At 53.0% G+C, this 18,607-nt stretch carries 13 protein-coding genes; 8 read left to right on the top strand and 5 right to left on the bottom strand.

Translation table 11 applies throughout. The features are described 5' to 3' along the window. From G8770_RS00510 to G8770_RS00500, 3 genes are all read left to right on the top strand, one after another. On the top strand, positions 1–1,128 hold the full coding sequence (locus G8770_RS00510; protein WP_167180651.1) for an acyl-CoA dehydrogenase family protein: 1,128 nt from the start codon (positions 1–3) through the stop codon (positions 1,126–1,128). A gap of 170 nt (positions 1,129–1,298) precedes the next feature. Next, positions 1,299–2,201: a bile acid:sodium symporter family protein gene (locus tag G8770_RS00505; RefSeq protein WP_167180649.1), complete on the top strand. Its 903-nt coding sequence runs from the start codon at positions 1,299–1,301 to the stop codon at positions 2,199–2,201. Positions 2,202–2,349: 148 nt separating this feature from the next. Then, complete coding sequence (locus G8770_RS00500; protein ID WP_208021960.1) at positions 2,350–3,336, top strand: MBL fold metallo-hydrolase; 987 nt, start codon at positions 2,350–2,352, stop codon at positions 3,334–3,336. A gap of 24 nt (positions 3,337–3,360) precedes the next feature. Here the strand turns inward: G8770_RS00500 and G8770_RS00495 are convergent, their stop codons facing one another. After that, positions 3,361–4,509: a glutathione S-transferase family protein gene (locus G8770_RS00495; protein ID WP_167180647.1), complete on the bottom strand. Its 1,149-nt coding sequence runs from the start codon at positions 4,507–4,509 to the stop codon at positions 3,361–3,363. Between the two features lie 617 nt (positions 4,510–5,126). Between G8770_RS00495 and G8770_RS00490 the strand changes: the two genes are divergently transcribed. Further along, positions 5,127–7,058, top strand: coding sequence for a DUF3604 domain-containing protein (locus G8770_RS00490; RefSeq protein WP_167180645.1), 1,932 nt, complete (start codon positions 5,127–5,129; stop codon positions 7,056–7,058). A gap of 21 nt (positions 7,059–7,079) precedes the next feature. Here G8770_RS00490 and moaB read toward each other — a convergent pair whose 3' ends face one another. The 4 genes from moaB to G8770_RS00470 form a co-directional block, all read right to left on the bottom strand. Then, the gene (gene moaB, locus G8770_RS00485; protein ID WP_167180643.1) at positions 7,080–7,589 is read right to left on the bottom strand and encodes a molybdenum cofactor biosynthesis protein B; all 510 of its coding nucleotides are present in this window, start codon (positions 7,587–7,589) and stop codon (positions 7,080–7,082) included. A gap of 56 nt (positions 7,590–7,645) precedes the next feature. Next, entirely contained in the window at positions 7,646–8,179 is a 534-nt protein-coding gene (mobB, locus tag G8770_RS00480) for a molybdopterin-guanine dinucleotide biosynthesis protein B (protein ID WP_167180641.1), read from the bottom strand. 103 nt (positions 8,180–8,282) lie between these two features. Then, positions 8,283–9,293, bottom strand: a complete 1,011-nt coding sequence (gene moaA / locus G8770_RS00475) for a GTP 3',8-cyclase MoaA (RefSeq protein ID WP_167180639.1) — start codon at positions 9,291–9,293, stop codon at positions 8,283–8,285. Positions 9,294–9,381: 88 nt separating this feature from the next. Further along, positions 9,382–12,273 carry a molybdopterin-dependent oxidoreductase gene (locus tag G8770_RS00470; protein ID WP_167180637.1) on the bottom strand — a complete coding sequence of 964 codons (2,892 nt, stop codon included), beginning with the start codon at positions 12,271–12,273 and terminating at the stop codon, positions 9,382–9,384. Positions 12,274–12,787: 514 nt separating this feature from the next. On the opposite strand from G8770_RS00470, the gene cobA reads away from it, so the two are divergent. The 4 genes from cobA to G8770_RS00450 all read left to right on the top strand — a co-directional run bounded on the left by cobA (position 12,788) and on the right by G8770_RS00450 (position 18,405). After that, complete coding sequence (gene cobA, locus G8770_RS00465; protein WP_167180635.1) at positions 12,788–13,654, top strand: uroporphyrinogen-III C-methyltransferase; 867 nt, start codon at positions 12,788–12,790, stop codon at positions 13,652–13,654. Between the two features lie 15 nt (positions 13,655–13,669). After that, positions 13,670–16,204 (top strand): nitrite reductase large subunit NirB, encoded by a 2,535-nt coding sequence (gene nirB / locus G8770_RS00460; protein ID WP_167180633.1) that lies wholly within the window; start codon positions 13,670–13,672, stop codon positions 16,202–16,204. 22 nt (positions 16,205–16,226) lie between these two features. Further along, positions 16,227–16,556, top strand: coding sequence for a nitrite reductase small subunit NirD (gene nirD, locus G8770_RS00455; RefSeq protein ID WP_167180631.1), 330 nt, complete (start codon positions 16,227–16,229; stop codon positions 16,554–16,556). Positions 16,557–16,929: 373 nt separating this feature from the next. Then, positions 16,930–18,405 (top strand): NarK family nitrate/nitrite MFS transporter, encoded by a 1,476-nt coding sequence (locus tag G8770_RS00450; protein WP_167180629.1) that lies wholly within the window; start codon positions 16,930–16,932, stop codon positions 18,403–18,405. Positions 18,406–18,607: the final 202 nt, after the last annotated feature.

The raw sequence follows: 18,607 nt of genomic DNA, 5'->3' as shown, positions 1-18,607 counted from the left end.
ATGGATTTTTCATACAGTGAAGAGCAGCAAATGCTGCAAGACAGCATTGCCAAGTTTGTGCAGAACGATTACGACTTTGATTCCCGCATGAAGCTGGTCAAGAGTGATCTTGGTTACAGCGAAGCCAATTGGAAGTTGTTTGCTGAACTGGGTTGGTTAATGGTGCCTTTCTCTGAGGCCGATGGTGGCCTGGGAGGCAGTGCCGCAGACCTAATGGTGGTGATGGAAGAGTTTGGCAAAGGAATTGTTATTGAGCCTTTCCTGGCGACAACCGTGTTGGGGGGCGGGCTGGTAGCCGCCGTGGGTAATGACACCCAAAAAGCCGAATTGATTGGCGGTATTATGGAGGGCAATCTGCAAATGGCATTTGCCTATGCAGAGCCACAGAGCCGCTATAACCTTGCCGATGTGGCCACCACCGCCACGAAAGACGGCGATAGCTACCGACTTTCAGGGCATAAAGCTGTGGTATTAAACGGTGCTGCGGCCGATGTCATTGCAGTCTCTGCCCGCACCTCGGGTTCACAAATGGATGCCGAGGGCATCTCGCTGTTTTTGGTAGACCCCAAGAGTGACGGGGTTCGGCTGAAAACCTATCGTACACAGGATGGTGGTCGTGCGGCAGAAGTGCATCTGGACAATGTGACGGTGTCAGCGGATCAATTACTGGGTGCCGAAGGGCAGGCGCTGCCCGTGATGAACCAGGTTTTAAATCGGGCCATTTTGTCGATCTGTTCAGAAGCGGTTGGGGCGATGGAAGTGTCCTACAAAAAGACTGTGGAGTACACCAAAACCCGTGTGCAATTTGGGGTGCCTATTGCCAAATTTCAGGCGCTACAGCACCGCATGGCGGATATGTTTATTGAACATCAGCAGGCCAAGTCTATTGTGCTGATGGCGGCCATGAAGCTGGATCAGGGCGGCGCCGAGGCGGATAAAGCGGTGTCGGCGATGAAGTCCCGCATTGGTAAGGCGGCCCGTAAAATTGGACAGGAATCGATCCAGATTCACGGCGGCATTGGTGTCACGGAAGAGCTGGATGTGGGGCACTATTTCAAGCGCCTGACAATGATTGAACTGCTGTTCGGTAACGGTGACTTTCACACCCAGCGTTTCGCCAAATTGTAAGACTTTATTTTTTATAGGTCTTTGGCGTGTTCAGGAAGGGGCAGTTGTAGATACAACTGCCCCTTTTTTTGCCTTTTTTCTTGCTTTAACGCCCATCCGAGTATGTCACCCTCACGACAGACTCAGCCGATGCTGTTTGCTAGTATTGCGCTTTTTGCTCGGGGAAAAAGATGTTTGAATGGTATGTCGAGAATGAATATTGGTTTGCGGCCGTACAGTTGTTTCTGGCGATGCTGGGAATGGGCGCGACCCTGAGATTACAGGATTTTACAACTGTTTTAAAAACACCGAAAGCCGTCACTTTGGGGTGCCTGACACAGCTGGTTGCGGTGCCACTGGTGACCTTCGGTTTGATTGTGTCGCTGGGTCTCACGGGGGGTGTTTTGGTGGGGATCGCCTTGATTGCCGCAATCCCTGGCGGTTCCGTGTCCAATATTTTCACCTATCTGGCCAAAGGCAGTGTGCCTCTGTCCATTTCTGTTACCGCGTTTACCACGGTCGCGTGCCTGATTACCACTCCGCTGATTTTAGGTTTCCTGATTTCCGCCTACATGCCACCGGATTTCACCATGCCGGCCAGACAAATTGCCACTGAGATCACCCTGTGTCTGCTCATCCCCCTGATTTTGGGGATGTTGATTCTGCAGTTTTTACCCGGCCTGTCCGCATGGGTCTCCCGTTGGGGCATCCGTGGGTCGCTGTTTGCCATTATGTGTATTGTGGTGGGTTCTGCGGGAGCAGGGCGGCTCAATGTCGGCGCTTTTGGTTGGAGCAATGTGGCTCTGATAGGTCTGTTTTTTCTGTTGCTGGCGGCCATTGGTGCGCTTCTCCCACGTCTGTTTCGTCTCGTTCGTGAAGACTCTACGGCTATTGAGATGGAAGTGGTCGTTCGTAATATCAATCTGGGCTTGCTGATTAAGGTGTCATTGTTCCCGGCGGTCCACGGGGTGGATGATCCATTGGGGAATTTTGTCCTTTTTTCTTTGCTTTTATATGGTGCTTTGCAGACCTTCCTGGGGTTGGCCTTGGTGGTATGGCGTAGAAAGGGGGCCCTGCAATTACAGCCGGAATGATGGCAGCGGGCAGGCGTTTTCCTGAGCACCTTGGGTAAAGGCAGTCAGGGCGGTCACTCCGCGGGCTGTTTTTTGTATTCGGCCTCTCTATACTGTCCTCTAGCGGAGCAGAACTTTAACTATAAACAGAAACGTAAGAGAGGCTTGCTTGGATCAGGTAATTGCTAACGAAGTCGCGCAAGGTGTGTATTTAATTGACAGCGGGATGATACGTATTGGCTTGGCGGCGTGCTATCTGCTTGAGCGGAATGGCCGTTTTGCCATCGTGGAAACCGGTACCCACCATTCCGTTCCCAGCATTTTGACCCATTTAAAAGAAAGAGGCGTCAACTTTAATCAGGTGGATTATGTGATCCCGACTCATGTGCATTTGGATCACGCCGGTGGTGTGGGTTTGCTGATGCAAGACCTGCCGTATGCGCGGCTGGTGATCCACCCCAAAGGCGCCCGACATATGGTAGATCCGACCAAATTACAGGCCGGGGCTACCGCGGTTTACGGAGAGGCGGCCTTTCAGGAAATGTACGGTGACCTTATACCGGTGGATGACTCTCGTATTGTCATTGCCGACGATGGCGATGAGCTGTTACTGGGTGGCGAGACGCTGAAGTTTGTCGACACCCCGGGTCACGCCAATCATCACTTCTGCGTTTGGGATGCCGTGACCCGCAGTTTTTTCACGGGTGACACGTTTGGCATTGCCTATCGCGAACTGATGGTGGATGGGCAGCCATTCATCTTTCCCACCACCACCCCCGTTCAGTTTGATCCGGACGCGTTGAAGGCTTCCATTGGCAAGCTGTTGGCGATGCAACCAAAACGTATGTACCTGACACATTATGGTGTGGTAGAAAACCCCAAAGCCCTGGCGCCGCAGTTGCTTGAACAAATTGATGCTTACGTATCACTGGTGGATCAGGCCGAGGCCGAGGTGAAAAAATCTGGGGCGCAAGGTGAGAAACGGGAGGTTATGTTGCTGGATGCCATTCTTACCCGTTTAACCGATTACACCCTCAAGCGGGCCGTTGCGCACGGTTGTGAAACATCGGTGGCGGCTGAAACCATTGCCTTTGACATGGGCTTGAACGCTCAGGGGTTGGTGGTGTGGTCAGCGCGACGAGCTGCAACGCGTTGACGGGCAGCGCCACTCGGCTCAATCTCAGCGAGCCGAGTGTGATTGAGTTAAGATCAATTTGTTGTGCTGGCGTTTGACCCTTTGTTCGATGGGGTACTGCAATAACCCTGCTGCACCCGGTACGGGTGCGAGTATGGCTTGCGCTCTCCGCTGATCCACCTCTGTCATGTCCCGATAGGCATCGTAGCCACGCTGCCACATCCATTGCATATAAGGGAATGTCAGGCGGGTGGCGGCAATGCCGTCCAGGTGAAAGGTCAATTCCCCGATGGCGCGGGGTATTACCTCGTCCTCATGGTTTGCAGCCCAGTTTTTTACCTGATCTATGGTGGCTTTTAAGACGGGCCCCTGTTCGGCAAACATGCGTGAAAGTATGGGCAGCAAAGTTTCAGGGATCTGGTCGTCTGGCAGGAACTCTCCGCTGCCGGAGCGAGGCTGCAACATGCGCTGGACCCACGCAACCACATGGGGGGCTTGTGCCTGCATTAAGCGACCGGAATAGGGATCGCGGTACAGGTGCGCATAGAGGGGCCCGAATAATCCAAAATCGCCAATGCTGGGTTTGGCACCGAACAGGAAAAGGTGCTGCTGAAAGTGGTTGTCCAGTTCGCTGAGCAGAGCCAGATAACTTTTTTCAATGGCGGCGGTATTGTTCGCTGTTACCCCCAGCCTGGGCAGGGCGCCCGCAAAAGGTTTGGCATTGCTCCGGCCTATAGCCAGCTGTTCTTCCGCTGAAGCAGTGGGTGCCGCGGTGCGGCCAAACTCACGGATGGCGAATTCGCGATTTTCCTCGTAGTTCCAGCGATAGTGCATGGCCGGGATCACCAGCCATTCATCGGCGTAAGTTTCCAGCAGCAGTGCCATCAGTTTTTGACAGGCCCCTGTGGGATACACACTGTCTTGCGGATAGCGCTGTTCGAGAAAATCGATGATCTCAGTGGTGTCCTGCAGGGCGATATCATCATCGGTGATCAACACAGGAATGTATCGGACGCCGGTGCGAGGGAGAATAATTTCGCGGTAGACTTTGGTTGAGGCCGTGATCTCGGTGAAGGGAATGTTTTTGTATTGCAGATAGCTGCGCAACTTGCCCGTGTACAGTGAAACCTCGGCGCCTATTAGTTGATGCAGTCGAGACTGATGCTGTTGAGATTGAACCTCATGCGGTGTCATCGGCAGATTCCTCGCGTTTTGACGTCATTATTCTTTTTTGTGTGCTTCATATTACCGAACTTTAACAGCCATAAACATGTCATTTCAGACCAGACTGGCTGGGTAAATCGCCCACCGGCTGACTGGGGCCAATCAAGCATAAATCTCACCTTCCGCTCGCAAACACAAGGGCGTGTCTTTGCACGAATAAGAGAGCCAGTGCGGCTAAGGCTGAGTTAAGAGCGCGGATAGACCGTTTACCATCAATGCAGCGAGGCGGCGGTGAAAGACAAAGCGAGGCCATGGTGTAAGACCAAGTGGGTGTAAGACCAAGTGGGTGTAAGACAAAGTGACGCTGCGGCGTTAAACAAAACGGGTGCCATGTTTTTAGACAAGCGGGCTAGGGTTTTAGGCAATAGGGGCTAGGGTTTTTAGACGAGCGGGGTTATAGTTCCCAAACTCTGTAAGATGAGGGTTTTTACCCAAATCGAGATGTTGGTTTTACACGTTGAGCCGCGTGTCGAGATTGTTTTTTTTAAGAGCCCGTATTCCGCCTAAGTCGCTGTCTACGTTATAACAATAAATGTTGCCGAGTCAGATGTCTCAGGGTGACAAGAAGTTTCAATCGGAGAATGCCCATGATTGCCAATCCATTTTTCCGCCATACGGGTGCGGTTCCTCAATTTGTCTGTCGCGTGTCACTCTGGTCGGTGTTAGTGCTGGTGGGATGTAACTCCGGTGATCAGCAGGCCGCTGTCTCGCCGACTATGGCGCAAGAATCCGGGGCGCAAGAATCCGGTCAGGCTGAGGGGAGCGTCAGTGATGTCAGGGTTAATTCCGATAAGGAGGCGTACTTCGGGAATTTTCACGTTCACACCAGTTATTCGTTTGATGCTTATACCAATGGTTCTGTCACGGAGCCCGATGATGCTTTTCGTTGGGCTAAGGGTGAGGCTATTCCTGGGGGAGGCGGCAGAGGCGAGTTAAAGATAAAGAAACCACTGGATTGGTACGTCGTCTCAGATCACGCGGAATATCTCGGTGTGTTTAAAAAAATGGAGGACCCGAGCAGTCCGTTTAGCCAATTGCCGATTGCCAAAGAAGTGACCTCTGGAGACAGACAGAGAGCGTTCGCCGCATTCTCAAAAGTGCTTGACGACATGAATGCCGGTAAGTCCGATCCGCAGTTAAGCGATCCGGCCGTGACTCACACCATCTGGAAAGAGGTCGTTACTACCGCCGAAAAACACAACGAACCGGGTAAATTTACCACTTTTCCGGGTTTCGAGTGGACCTCGGCGCCGGGAGAACGCAATCTGCACCGCGTGGTTTTTTTCAAAAATTCCAGCCACATTCCCGAGGTGCCTTTCTCCACGGTGGATTCCGACAAGCCGGAAGATCTCTGGCGGTGGATGGAGCAACAGCGTATTCACGGGGCAGCGCTGCTGGCAGTCGCTCATAACGGCAATGCCAGCGATGGGTTGATGTTTCCGGAGGAAACCTCCTATGGGGGAAGCGATCTGAATCCCTATTACGCCAACACCCGCATGCGCAACGAGCCCATTTACGAAGTCACTCAAATCAAAGGCACATCGGAAACCCATCCGGACTTATCGCCCACGGATGAATTTTCCGGTTTTGAGATCTGGGATTACACCCTGTCTGCAAATGCCAACCCGCCCACCCATCGGGTGGGCAGTTACGCACGTGATGCGCTCAAACGCGGTCTATTGTTGGAATCGCGGGGACGGGGAAATCCTTATAAATTCGGTTTGATCGGGGACTCGGATACGCACAATTCTGCCGCTTCTATCGAAGAAGACAATTATACCGGTAAATTCGGTTTGGAAAATAACCCGCAGGATCGGTTGAACGGACCTGAAGGTTTTCCCGAGGCTAACAAAAAACAGATTCGGGAATTTAGCTCCGGTGGTGTTGCCGGCATTTGGGCGGAACAAAATACCCGAGACAGTTTGTTTGACGCCATTCAAAAGAAAGAGACGTTCGCCACCTCCGGTCCGCGTTTAAAAGTTCGATTTTTTGGCGGGTATGATTTCAACCCTGACATGATGACGGCGGATAACTGGGTGAAAAAGGCCTACGCACAAGGGGTGCCCATGGGGGGCGAGCTGAAAGCTGGCCGGTCAGACCAGACCCCGAGTTTTGTCGTGTTTGCGACCAAAGAAGCCGATGGCGCAAACCTGGATCGAGTACAGGTCATTAAAGGCTGGGTAAAAGATGGCAAGGCCTATGAAAAAATTTACAACGTGGCCCTGTCCGACGGCCGTACCGTGGACCCTGCGGGCAAGGTTGCACCCGTAGGTAACACCGTTAATGCATCCACGGCGACTTATACCAATGCCATTGGTGATGCGCAGTTGTTCACGGTCTGGAAGGACCCGGATTTCGACCCCGCAATGCATGCGTTTTATTATGCCCGGGTTCTGCAGATCCCGACCCCACGCTGGTCGACATACGATGCGATGACCCTGGGCATACCGCCGCGGGGTGATTTGCCGGTCAGTATTCAGGAGCGAGCGTGGTCGTCCCCCATTTGGTATACACCCTAAGCGGTCATCATGGGCAGGCTGTTAATCCCGTTGAGTCACCAAGCCAACAAAATTACAGGGTTTCTGGCGGTTGTCCAGTTGCGGTTTAATGATGTGCTCCCACCCGGTTTTGCAGGCGTTGTTCGAGCCGGGCAGGCAAAAAATCACTGTGCGGTTCGCTAGGCCACCCACACAACGGGATTGGATGGTGGAGCTGCCAATCTGGTCGAAGGATACCTGGCGGAATAATTCACCGAAGCCATCAATGGTTTTATCAAACAGTGGCAGCATGGCTTCAGGCGTGCTGTCGCGGCCGTGGAAGCCCGTCCCTCCGGTAATCAGGATGCCATGAATGTCACTGTTGGCGATCCATTGTGAAGTGGCGGCACGTATCTGGTAGATGTCGTCAATGACGATTTGGTGGTCGTAATAGTGGTGGCCAGTCTCGATCAGCGCATCGCGCAGCAGGTGTCCGGAGGTGTCAGTCTCTTCGGTACGGGTATCCGACACCGTCAGTACGGCCAGGTTTAGAGGGATAAATTCAGCTCTCATGGGGATCCAACGTCGATGTTTGCCTGCAGTTCACTGCAGTTATGGGGTGTCAATAGTTAGGCTTTCAATGTCAGTTGACAGTACTCGGTAATGAACAATCCGATACTGTTGATATTGTCCAGAGCGAGCAGGGGACCAGAACAGCCATAGTCGGCGGGCGAGATGTCCTGATCACTGGCAATGGCGACAATCGGCTGAGCCTCTTGGCTGAGTCGCTCGGTGTTGTTGCTGGGGCGCACCACCTGAATTTTTGGCTGGTCGCCCATTTTAAAACCTTCCACCAGCACCAGGTCCACCGGATCAAGCTTTTCCAGTAGATCTTCCAGCTCCTGTTCGTCCTGATCGCGCAATTCATTCATCAGTGCCCAGCGGTGGCTTGAAGCCAGTAATACCTGTTGAGCTCCGGCCTGGCGGTGCTTAAAGCTGTCGGTTCCAGGGCGATCAATGTCGAAATCACAGTGGGCGTGTTTGATGGTCGACACCTTGATGCCGTGATCACAAAACCAGCGCACCAGCTCACTCACCAGAGTGGTTTTACCGCTGTTCTTCCAGCCAGTAATGCCAAAAACTTTAGGGGATTTTTTTTCCACGAATATCTGTGCTCAGGGGTAACTGTAAAAGAGGAAATCGGTTTTTGCTGGTTAGGCTTTTCTAGTTTCTAGTTTCTAGTTTCTAGTTTCTAGTTTCTAGTTTCTAGCCCCCCGTTGCATTCATGAAGCGAATGATCTGCGGAGCGTCGTCTTCGTAAAAATGATGCTTTTCCGGTTTGGCGCTCATGGCATCCACAATGACTTGCTTGAGCCGCTCACGTTCTCCGGGGTAGCGTCGAATTACCGCTTTTAAATCGACGGCATTTTCATTGCCCAGACACAGCAGTAATTTTCCTTCTGCGGTGACGCGAACGCGATTGCAGCTGCTGCAAAAGTTTTCACTGTGGGGCGAAATAAAACCCAGTTTGCTGTTCGATCCGGCCAGGCTCCAATAGCGCGAGGGCCCACCGGTTTGATGGGCACTGGGGGTTAATGAATGGTGTTCACCGATCAGCTTGCGCAACTCGGCGCTGGAGCAAAACTCGGTTTTACGGCCGTGTTCGGTCACTTGCCCGAGGGGCATTTCCTCGATAAAGCTGATGTCGAGCTGCTGCTCCAGCGCGTAATTCACCAGTGGCAAGACCTGATCCAGATTGCGGTGCTTGAGGATCACGGCATTGAGTTTGATGCGTTCAATGCCGGCAGCCTTCGCGGCCTGGATGCCCGTGAGCACATCGTTGAGTTTGCCGAAGCGGGTAAGTTCGGTGAATTGCTCTGCATCCAGGGTGTCGAGGCTGATATTGATGCGTTTCACGCCAGAATGTGCCAGCTGTGAGGCAAATTTACTCAGCTGAGAGCCGTTGGTGGTCAGTGTCAGTTCGTCCAGCGAGTCAATTTGACCCAGCTGTTCAAACAGGGTGGTGATGCCTCTGCGAACCAGGGGCTCGCCACCGGTGATGCGGATTTTGTTGACGCCTAATTCCGCAAAAGCTTCACAGACTTCAATGCTTTCCTCCAGCGAGAGTACCTGCGCACGGGGCAGAAAGACCATATCTTCGGCCATGCAGTAAACACAGCGGTAGTCACAGCGGTCGGTGACGGACAGGCGCAAGTAGGTGATGTCGCGACCAAAAGCGTCGGTCAGGGTTGTCTCTCTCTCAGTGCGGGCTTTCATCGTTTAGTCGGTTGATCCGTCTTTATGATTTTCTGTATTACCTTATTGTGGCCTATGTGAGCAAAGGCCTCCAGTAGAAAATTACACGTCAGTGTCCCACATTTATCGCCAGACTGGCACCCGTAGCGTGTTTGAGCGGTGTCGTAGGCAGTGCCTTGATGGCTGATTGCGGTTTTGCTGTCTGTTCTTTATTCAGGCCCTGCTGAAGCTCTTCATTTAGGATCTGCTGAAGCTCTTCGTTTAGGATCTGCTGAAGCTCTGGCACGCAGGTGCCACAGCCGGTGCCGGCTCCGGTGCAGTCGCTGACTTGTTTGATCGTCGCCAGGTGCTGCTCGCGGATGGCGTTGCAAATGGTGGTTTTACCCACTTGTTTACAAGCACAAATGGTTTTGCCCTGCGCCAGCTTGCCTGAGGCTACCCCGGTCAGAATGGAACGTTCAACATTATCATCCACGGGTTCTTCCAGTAGGGGTTGCACCCAGTCGAAATCCTGATTTTGCAGGTTAGGGGCAATGAGATAGCAACCGCGCAATTGTTGTCCATTGATCAGGGCAAACCGGTACTGACCGCGGCTGGGGCTGCTGTAGTAGAGATGACGACTGTTGAGATGACGGCCGTGAACCTGTTGAGCGCTGGGGTGATGAGCCGCGCCAGTGTGCATGGCCGGTGCTGTGGGCGTCTGGCAGTAGGGTTTTAATTTTTGTTCCAAGACTTCAGGAGCCTCTCTGCTGGCTACCCGGTATAAATAACCACCATCGACTTTTTGTCGAACCCAGTAATCCAGATCCTGCGTGTCGATGACGTTGGGGCTGAGTAGCAGCGCTTCACTTTCATAGTGCCAGGGTTTGATGGCAACCGGAGTGAATTTGAATTCCGGTTGTCCGGAGACCGCATCGGTGTCAGGGCTTACCAGGCTGCAGACGCGGCCGGCACTGGCCATGACGCCGGTCCAGTGAATGGGCATAAACAATTGGCCTGGAGCCACCTTGCTGGACACATCCACGCGAATGCGGGCATAGCCCCACTCATTGCTCAGCGCGGCAATCTTGCCGTTTTCCAATCCGTAAAGCTCGGCGTCTGTCTGGTTGACGGAGATGTAAGGTTCCGGCAAATGTGCGCCCAGCCGGGTGGACAGCCCTGTGCGGGTCATGGTGTGCCATTGGTCGCGAATACGGCCACTGTTCAGGCTCAGGGGGTATTTGTTACTGAGTTTGGACGCCGGGGCCTTATAGCGAACGGCCACAAACTGGGCTTTGCCATTCGGGGTAAAAAAGCGACCGTCGGCAAACAGACGCTTGTGTTCAATGCGGGTGGCTTTTTGTGGCACCGGCCACTGCTGAGGCGGCATCTGGGCATACTCTTTGGTACTGAGCCCGCTCAGCCCGGTCAGGTCGAGATCGCGATTGACCTGCAGTTGATCATTGCTGTAGTCAAGCCCCGTCATCCGTGCATATTCGTCAAACACTTCTCCCTCGTGCAGGAAGTTGAACGCATGACCGAAGCCCATCCGCTTGGCCACCTCGCACATGATCCACCAGTCCGGCTTGCCTTCTCCGGGCGTGGGCAGCAAGCGTCGCTGGCGGGAGATTCGGCGTTCTGAATTGGTGACGGTGCCGGATTTTTCGCTCCAGCCCTGAGCCGGCAGCAGCACATCAGCACAGCGTGTGGTGTCGGTGTCCGCAATGCAATCAGAGACTACCACCAGCGGGCAGTGGGTCAGCGCCCGTTTAATTTTGTCGGCGTCGGGCAAGCTGACTACGGGGTTGGTGGCCATGATCCAGACGGCCTTGATTTGGCCGCGATCGATGGCGTCAAACAGGTCAATGGCCTTATAGCCCGCGGTGGCAGTCAGGTTGTCCGTTTGCCAGTAGTTACTGACCAGTTGATGATGATAGGGGTTGTCCAGTTCCATATGAGCAGCCAGGGTATTCGCCAGACCGCCAACTTCACGCCCACCCATGGCATTTGGTTGGCCAGTCAGTGAGAAGGGACCACAGCCCGGCTTGCCAATGCGACCTGTGGCCAGATGACAATTCAAAATACTGTTGACCTTGTCGGCGCCACGGGAAGACTGATTGACCCCCTGGGAGTAGAGGGTTACCACTTTCTCTGTGTGCGCGAACCAGTCAAAAAACTGTTTCAGGTCGTCCAGTCTGACGCCCAGAGTTTCGGCCAGGGCATCGGCATTACAGCCATCTTCCAGCGCGTGCATCAAGGCGCGGTTATAGCCCTCGGTATGCTCCTGGACATAGTGTTCATCGACCTTCTGACAGCTGGCCAGATGACTCAGTAAACCATTAAAAAGAGCGACATCGCTGCCGGGCTGCAGGGCAATATGCAGGTCGGCAACTTCACAGGTGTCTGTAACCCGGGGATCAATGGAAACAACCTTAACTTCCGGGCGCAGCTCTTTAACCGCTTTAATGCGCTGATAGAGAACCGGGTGACACCAGGCCAGGTTTGAGCCCGTGATCACAATCATGTCCGCCAATTCCAGATCCTCATAACAGCCGGGTACCGTATCGGTACCAAAAGCACGTTTGTGCCCGGCCACACTGGAGGACATACAGAGTCGGGAATTGGTGTCGATGTTGCCGGAGCCAATAAAGCCCTTCATGAGTTTGTTGGCCACATAATAATCTTCCGTCAATAGCTGACCTGAGACATAAAAGGCGACGGAGTCGGGGCCGTGTTCAGCAATGGTTTCCTGGAAGCTTTTCGCCACATGGTCCAGGGCACTGTTCCAATCGGTACGAACACCACTGATAGAGGGGTGTAGTAATCGACCGTCAGGGATCACCGTTTCACCCAGGGCCATACCTTTAGAGCAGAGTCGGCCATAGTTGGCAGGGTGGTCTTTGTCCCCGCGAATCTCCAGTTGCCCATTGCTTTTGGGGCGGGCTTCGAGTCCGCAGCCTACACCACAGTAGGCGCAGGTGCTTTTGGTCCAGGGGGTAATATTGGGGACTGCTGAGGTCACGATCCGGCTCCGTACAATGAAAAATTTAGGCTCTGGTACAGGTTAAGCAATAACCGAGCCATCAGCCCGATTCTGGAGCGGTTGTTGCCAGTGAGCGTACAAACCCTGTATCCACGGCACCGGACAAGGTAAACCTCGTGGGGCTGCTGCTTTATAGGCAGAGCGCCTATAGCTGGCGTTTAAAACGTGATCCAAACTGGGTTTTCATTATTTTATTGCACCAATAGTGTGCTCAATGGGTTTGTCTCAAATGAAATAATAGACTAGGCAATATTTGGTTTGTAGTGCTTTAGGGGGCAAAAGTGGTGCGCGTAAGCATTGTTATGGTGCGTAAATGCCAAATTTGTTTGGGATTGGGGGTGGCCCACCAGAAAGCTGAGTTGTTTCTTGTGGCCTTTGTTTTTCTTTAACTATCTGATTTTTAACAAGTTATTATTTTTTTTAACGTTTTTTATCAGTCTGGCACTGTCTTTGCTGAACTTAAATCAAGATTAAATGATTCAAGGTCATCAATATGCCCGCGACAGACATTGTGACAAGTCCAGTAACAGACATTGTAAAGCTGAAGGTGGCCAAACCGCTGGCGGGTATAAAACCCGGCAAGGTGTGGCTGGTTGGCGCGGGTCCAGGCGATCCTGAACTGTTGACCGTTAAAGCGGTTCGGGTAATCGAGCGGGCGGATATGATCCTGTTCGACAATCTGGTGAGTCAGGAAATTCGCAATCTCTTTCCAGCATCAACGCCCGCTTTTTATGTTGGCAAGATTAAAGATGCCCACTCTATCCCGCAGGCTGAATTGAATGAGCTGCTGGTCGAAAAGGCACAGACAGGCTTAAACATCTGTCGCATTAAGGGTGGTGACCCCTTTGTGTTCGGTCGCGGTGGTGAAGAAATGTTACGTCTCAAGCAGTCCGGTATAGACGTTGAATTGGTTCCCGGAGTGACGGCAGCGGCGGGGTGTACCAGTTATGCGGGTATTCCTTTGACCCATCGGGGGGTGTCGCAGGGCTGTACTCTGGTCACGGCGCACGCTGAAAAAGAACTGGGCATTAACTGGGCTTCGCTGGCACAGATGGATCATACCCTGGTGTTTTATATGGGGTTGAGCAAGGCCGGCATGATCAGCCAGAAATTGCAGGCTGCAGGGTTGAGTGGGGATACGCCCGCTGCCTTGATTGAAAACGGCTGCTGCCCGCAGCAAAGAGTGGTGCGTGGACAGCTGCACGAGTTGGCCGAGCTGGTCGAGCGTGAAGCGGTACAGTCACCCGCGTTAATTGTCGTCGGTCAGGTGGTGAACCTGGCCGAGCAACTGGATTGGTTTACAAATCTCTCGTCAGAAGAGATTACTTCCCGCAAACAACTTCAAAAATTGTCAGCCTGATATTGAGGAAACGTCATGAGTAAGCAACGTGTTTTGGTCGTCGGAAACGGCATGGTTGGCCATAAGTTTATTGATAACCTGGTGCAGGATCCGCAGTCCGAGCATTTCGACATCATCACCTTTTCTGAAGAGCCGAGACTGGCTTACGACCGTGTGCAGTTGAGCAGTTACTTCAGCGGTGCCACGGCTGCGGACCTGGCGCTCACCGATGAGGGTTACTACAACGACAACGGCGTGAACTTTGTTCTCAACGATAAAGTGGTGGAACTGAATACCCAGGCAAATTATGTGGTGACGGCCAGCGGCCGTAAAGAAAGTTACGACAAGCTGGTTCTGGCCACAGGGTCATTCCCCTTCGTTCCACCCATTCCGGGTAACGATCAGGAGCATTGCCTGGTTTACCGAACCATTGAGGATCTGGAAGCGATTACGACTTCGGCGTCACAGAGCAAGGTGGGTGTCGTTGTGGGTGGTGGTCTGCTGGGTCTGGAGGCGGCCAATGCCTTGAAAGCGGCGGGTCTTGAAACGCACGTGGTGGAATTTGCTCCGCGTCTGATGGCGGTTCAGCTGGATGAAGGCGGCGGCAGTTTGCTGCGCCGTAAAATTGAGGATCTGGGGGTGACCGTTCACACGGAAAAAGCCACCTCTGAAATCGTGCCGGGCGAAACCTGTCGTTACCGCATGAATTTTGCCGATGGCAGTCACCTCGAAACCGACATGATTCTGTTTTCTGCGGGTATTCGCCCACAGGATGAGTTGGCTCGTCAGTTTGATCTTGAGATTGGTGAGCGCGGCGGCATCGTGGTCAATGACAATTGTCAGACCAACGTTGAGAACATTTACGCCATTGGTGAGTGCGCACTGTGGAGTGGCCGAATTTACGGGTTGGTGGCACCAGGCTATACCATGGCCAAGGTTGCTGCCTCTCATATAACTGGCGGCAGCGAGACGTTCCAGGGTGCCGACATGAGCACCAAGCTGAAGCTGCTGGGGGTCGATGTTGCCTCCATCGGTGATGCGCACGGCAATACACCGGGAGCCCAGTCTTACACCTATAACGATGAAATTGAGCAGGTGTATAAGCGCTTGATCGTTTCTGAGGACGGCAAAAAAGTTTTGGGTGCGGTGCTGGTGGGGGATGTGGACGCCTACGGTAACCTGCTGCAGCTGATGCTCAATGACATGGATTTGCCCGACAACCCGGCAGGCCTGATTTTGCCCGCTGGCGACGGCGCCGCTTCGGTGGGGTTGGGCGTTGATGCCCTGCCAGACACCGCTCAAATCTGTTCGTGCTATGACGTCACCAAGGGGCAGATCAAGGAGGCGGTTGCCAATGGCTGTGTGGACATGGGCGGCATTAAAGGCTCCACCAAAGCTTCCACCGGGTGTGGCGGGTGTGCGGCCCTCACCAAGCAGGTGTTGGATGCCGAGTTGGCGAACCTGGGTTACGAAGTGAAAAACGACCTCTGTGAGCACTTTGCCTATTCCCGCAAAGAGCTGGCTGACATTGTTCGCGTTAAGCAGATCAAAACCTTTGACGAACTGCTGGACAGTCACGGTCATGGATTGGGGTGTGAGATTTGCAAGCCCACCGTGGGTTCTATTCTGGCGTCGTTCTGGAACGACTACGTGTTGAAGGATGAGCACATCGGTCTGCAGGATACCAATGACATCTTTCTGGGCAATATGCAGAAAGACGGTACCTACTCAGTGGTTCCGCGCGTCGCCGGTGGTGAGATTACGCCTGAGAAACTGATTGTCCTGGGCGAGGTGGCAAAAGAATTCGACCTCTACACAAAGGTCACCGGGGGGCAGCGGATCGATTTGTTTGGCGCGCAGTTGCATGAATTGCCTTTGATCTGGAAGAAGCTGGTCGATGCGGGCTTCGAAACCGGGCACGCCTATGGCAAGTCAGTGCGTACCGTTAAATCCTGTGTGGGCAGCACCTGGTGTCGTTACGGTGTCAATGACAGCGTGGGCTTTGCTATCAATCTGGAAGATCGTTACAAGGGACTGCGTTCACCACACAAACTGAAATTTGCGGTTTCCGGTTGTACCCGCGAGTGTGCCGAGGCGCAGTGTAAGGATGTGGGGGTGATTGCCACAGAAAACGGTTGGAACCTGTATGTGTGTGGTAATGGCGGTATGCGCCCTCGCCACGCCGATCTGTTTGCCACGGATCTGGATGATGAGACGTTGATCAAGTACGTGGATCGCTTCTTGATGTTCTACATTCGCACGGCCGATCGCTTGCAGCGCACCTCGGTGTGGCTGGAAAATCTGGAGGGTGGACTGGACTATCTGAAGGAGGTGGTGATCAACGACAAGCTGGGCTTGGGAGAAGAGCTGGAAGCGGAGATGGTGGCCAATATCGGTAATTACCAGTGTGAATGGCAAACCACCATTGAGAATCCGGAAAAGCTGAAGCGTTTTAAGCACTTTGTTAATTCAGATGAAACAGACGGCAGTCTTGCCTATGTGGCTGAGCGCGGCCAGCGTCGCCCGGCCACCAGGGAAGAGCGTATCCAATCAGTTGAGTTGGTCGACTAAGGCCGGTAGAGGAGATTTTACAATGAGTCAGTGGAAAACTATTTGCAGTGAAAGTGATTTAACCCCGAACACCGGTTTGTGTGCGCTGCTCGACGGTGAGCAGGTGGCTGTCTTCTATTGCGGCAAAACCAGGGCGTTGTACGCGGTATCCAATTACGATCCCATCGGTGACGCCTATGTGTTGAGTCGGGGCATTATGGGGTCATTGAGTGATGTGCCGGTTGTGGCTTCACCGCTTTACAAACAACATTTCAATCTTCAGACGGGTGAGTGTCTGGAGGAACCCGAGCATATGCTGAAAACTTATCCGGTTCGTCTTGAGGCGGGTGAGGTTCAGTTGCAGGCCGCTTGACCTTCCTCAAGCAATTTAAGTTGTTCTCTGCACTAGGGGCGCATTTGCGCCCCCTTTTTTTGCCTGTCATTTACCGGCTGTGTCATTTACCGGCTGTTCAGAAAATTCTTTTAACGGATCTGAACGGGCCCTCTTGTGGTGCGCTTGAGAGCTGTTTTGTCGCACTCCCCCAGGAATCCATGAGGCTTTTCGGTTATTTGGGTGACCCGAATGGTGCACCATTTTGTGAATGTGCGTTTTTGTGGGGCTTTAATGAGGCGATGGTGACGGAATTTATTTCTAATCTATTGATAAATAAGGGTTTTATCTATATGGCATGGTGTGTGCATTATTTGGTGGTAATAACGACTTTTACCCATGGGGATACGCTACTATGAACTCCGCTGAAAAATTTAACCTTATCTCGTTTACGGGAAAGATGAAAATCCTCCATCTCAGTTGGATGGCATTCTTTATTACGTTCATGGTGTGGTACAACTTCGCGCCACTGCTTCAGGCCCTGAAAGAGTCACTGGGCTTGACCACCGAAGAAATCAAAACGCTGTTGATTTTAAACGTCGCATTTACGATCCCCGCGCGCGTGGTGATTGGGATGTTGACGGATAAATACGGCCCTCGGGCGGTTTATTCTGCATTATTGGCGATCTGTTCGATTCCCTGCTTTATGTTTGCCCTGGCGGACACGTTCATTCAGGCGGCCATCGCCCGGTTTGCCCTGGGCTGTATCGGCGCCGGCTTCGTGGTGGGTATCCGCCTGGTGTCCGAATGGTTTCCTCACAATGAGCTGGGCACGGCCGAAGGTATCTATGGTGGCTGGGGTAACTTTGGTTCTGCTGCCGCCGCTTTTACGTTACCGACGGTCGCATTGATGTTTGGTGGTGACGATGGCTGGCGCTATGCCATGGGCGTGACAGGTCTGATGAGCTTGTTGTTTTCCTTTGTTTTTTACCACAATGTTCGCGATACGCCAAAGGGGTCAACGTACTTCCGTCCTAAAAATTTGGGGGCGATGGAAGTGACGTCGACCGGCGACTTTTTCCTTCTGCTGGTGATGAAGGTTCCTATGTACGCGGCCTTGGCTTTACTGGCCTGGAAACTTTCTCCCAACGGTGTGGGTATGTTGAGCGCCTTCGTTGTTAACACTATTTATGGCGGCCTGACGGCGCTGTACCTCTATGACTGTTTGCACGTCTGGAAAGTGAACAAGTCTATCTTCTCTGAGCCGGTTCCCGAGATTCATCGCTACAAGTTTAAGCAGGTAGCGGTATTGAATGTCCTGTATTTTGCCACCTTTGGTTCTGAGTTGGCGGTGATCTCCATGCTGCCATTGTTCTTCTCCGAGACGTTTGAACTGACTCCGGTGGTGGCCGGCATGGTCGCTTCGGCTTACGCCTTTATGAACCTTATGTCTCGTCCCGGCGGTGGTTGGTTGTCGGATAAATTTGGTCGTAAACCCACCTTACTGATTTTGACGGCAGGTTTGGCGATTGGGTATTTCGCGATGGGGTACATCGATGGCACCTGGCCTTTGTGGTTAGCAGTTGTCGCGGCTATGGCGTGTTCTTTCTTTGTCCAGTCGGGTGAGGGTGCTGTTTTTGCGGCGGTGCCGCTGATCAAGCGTCGCATGACCGGTCAGATCGCGGGCATGACCGGGGCTTACGGTAATGTGGGGGCGGTTGTCTATCTGACGGTTTTGTCGCTGGTGGATTACAGCACCTTCTTTTTGGTGATATCGGCTACCGCTGTTTTGGGTTTCGTGACCCTGTTGATGATGGAAGAGCCCTCTGGCCAGATTGCAGAAGTCAATGAGGATGGCAGTGTCGAGTTGATTGATGTTGCCAAGGCGTGATGCGGCAAACTCCTGTCGAGGTGGGTGCCCGCACCAGGAACGCCGGGCACCCACTCTGAGCATTTGTTAACGCAAAGCTAAAAACGGCCATCCACGATGGCCGTTTTTTTGTGGCGCTGTTGAATTTTAGGGCGCTGCTGAATTTTGTGGCGCTGTCGAATTTTATGGCACTGTCGAATTTTGTGGCACTATGCATTGTATG

Origin of the sequence: Pseudomaricurvus hydrocarbonicus (genome assembly GCF_011602365.1) — a bacterium.
GTDB classification, from domain to species: domain Bacteria; phylum Pseudomonadota; class Gammaproteobacteria; order Pseudomonadales; family Cellvibrionaceae; genus Pseudomaricurvus; species Pseudomaricurvus hydrocarbonicus.
The sequence above is the reverse complement of the archived record's forward strand: the minus strand, read 5'-3'. Positions and strand labels throughout refer to the sequence as shown.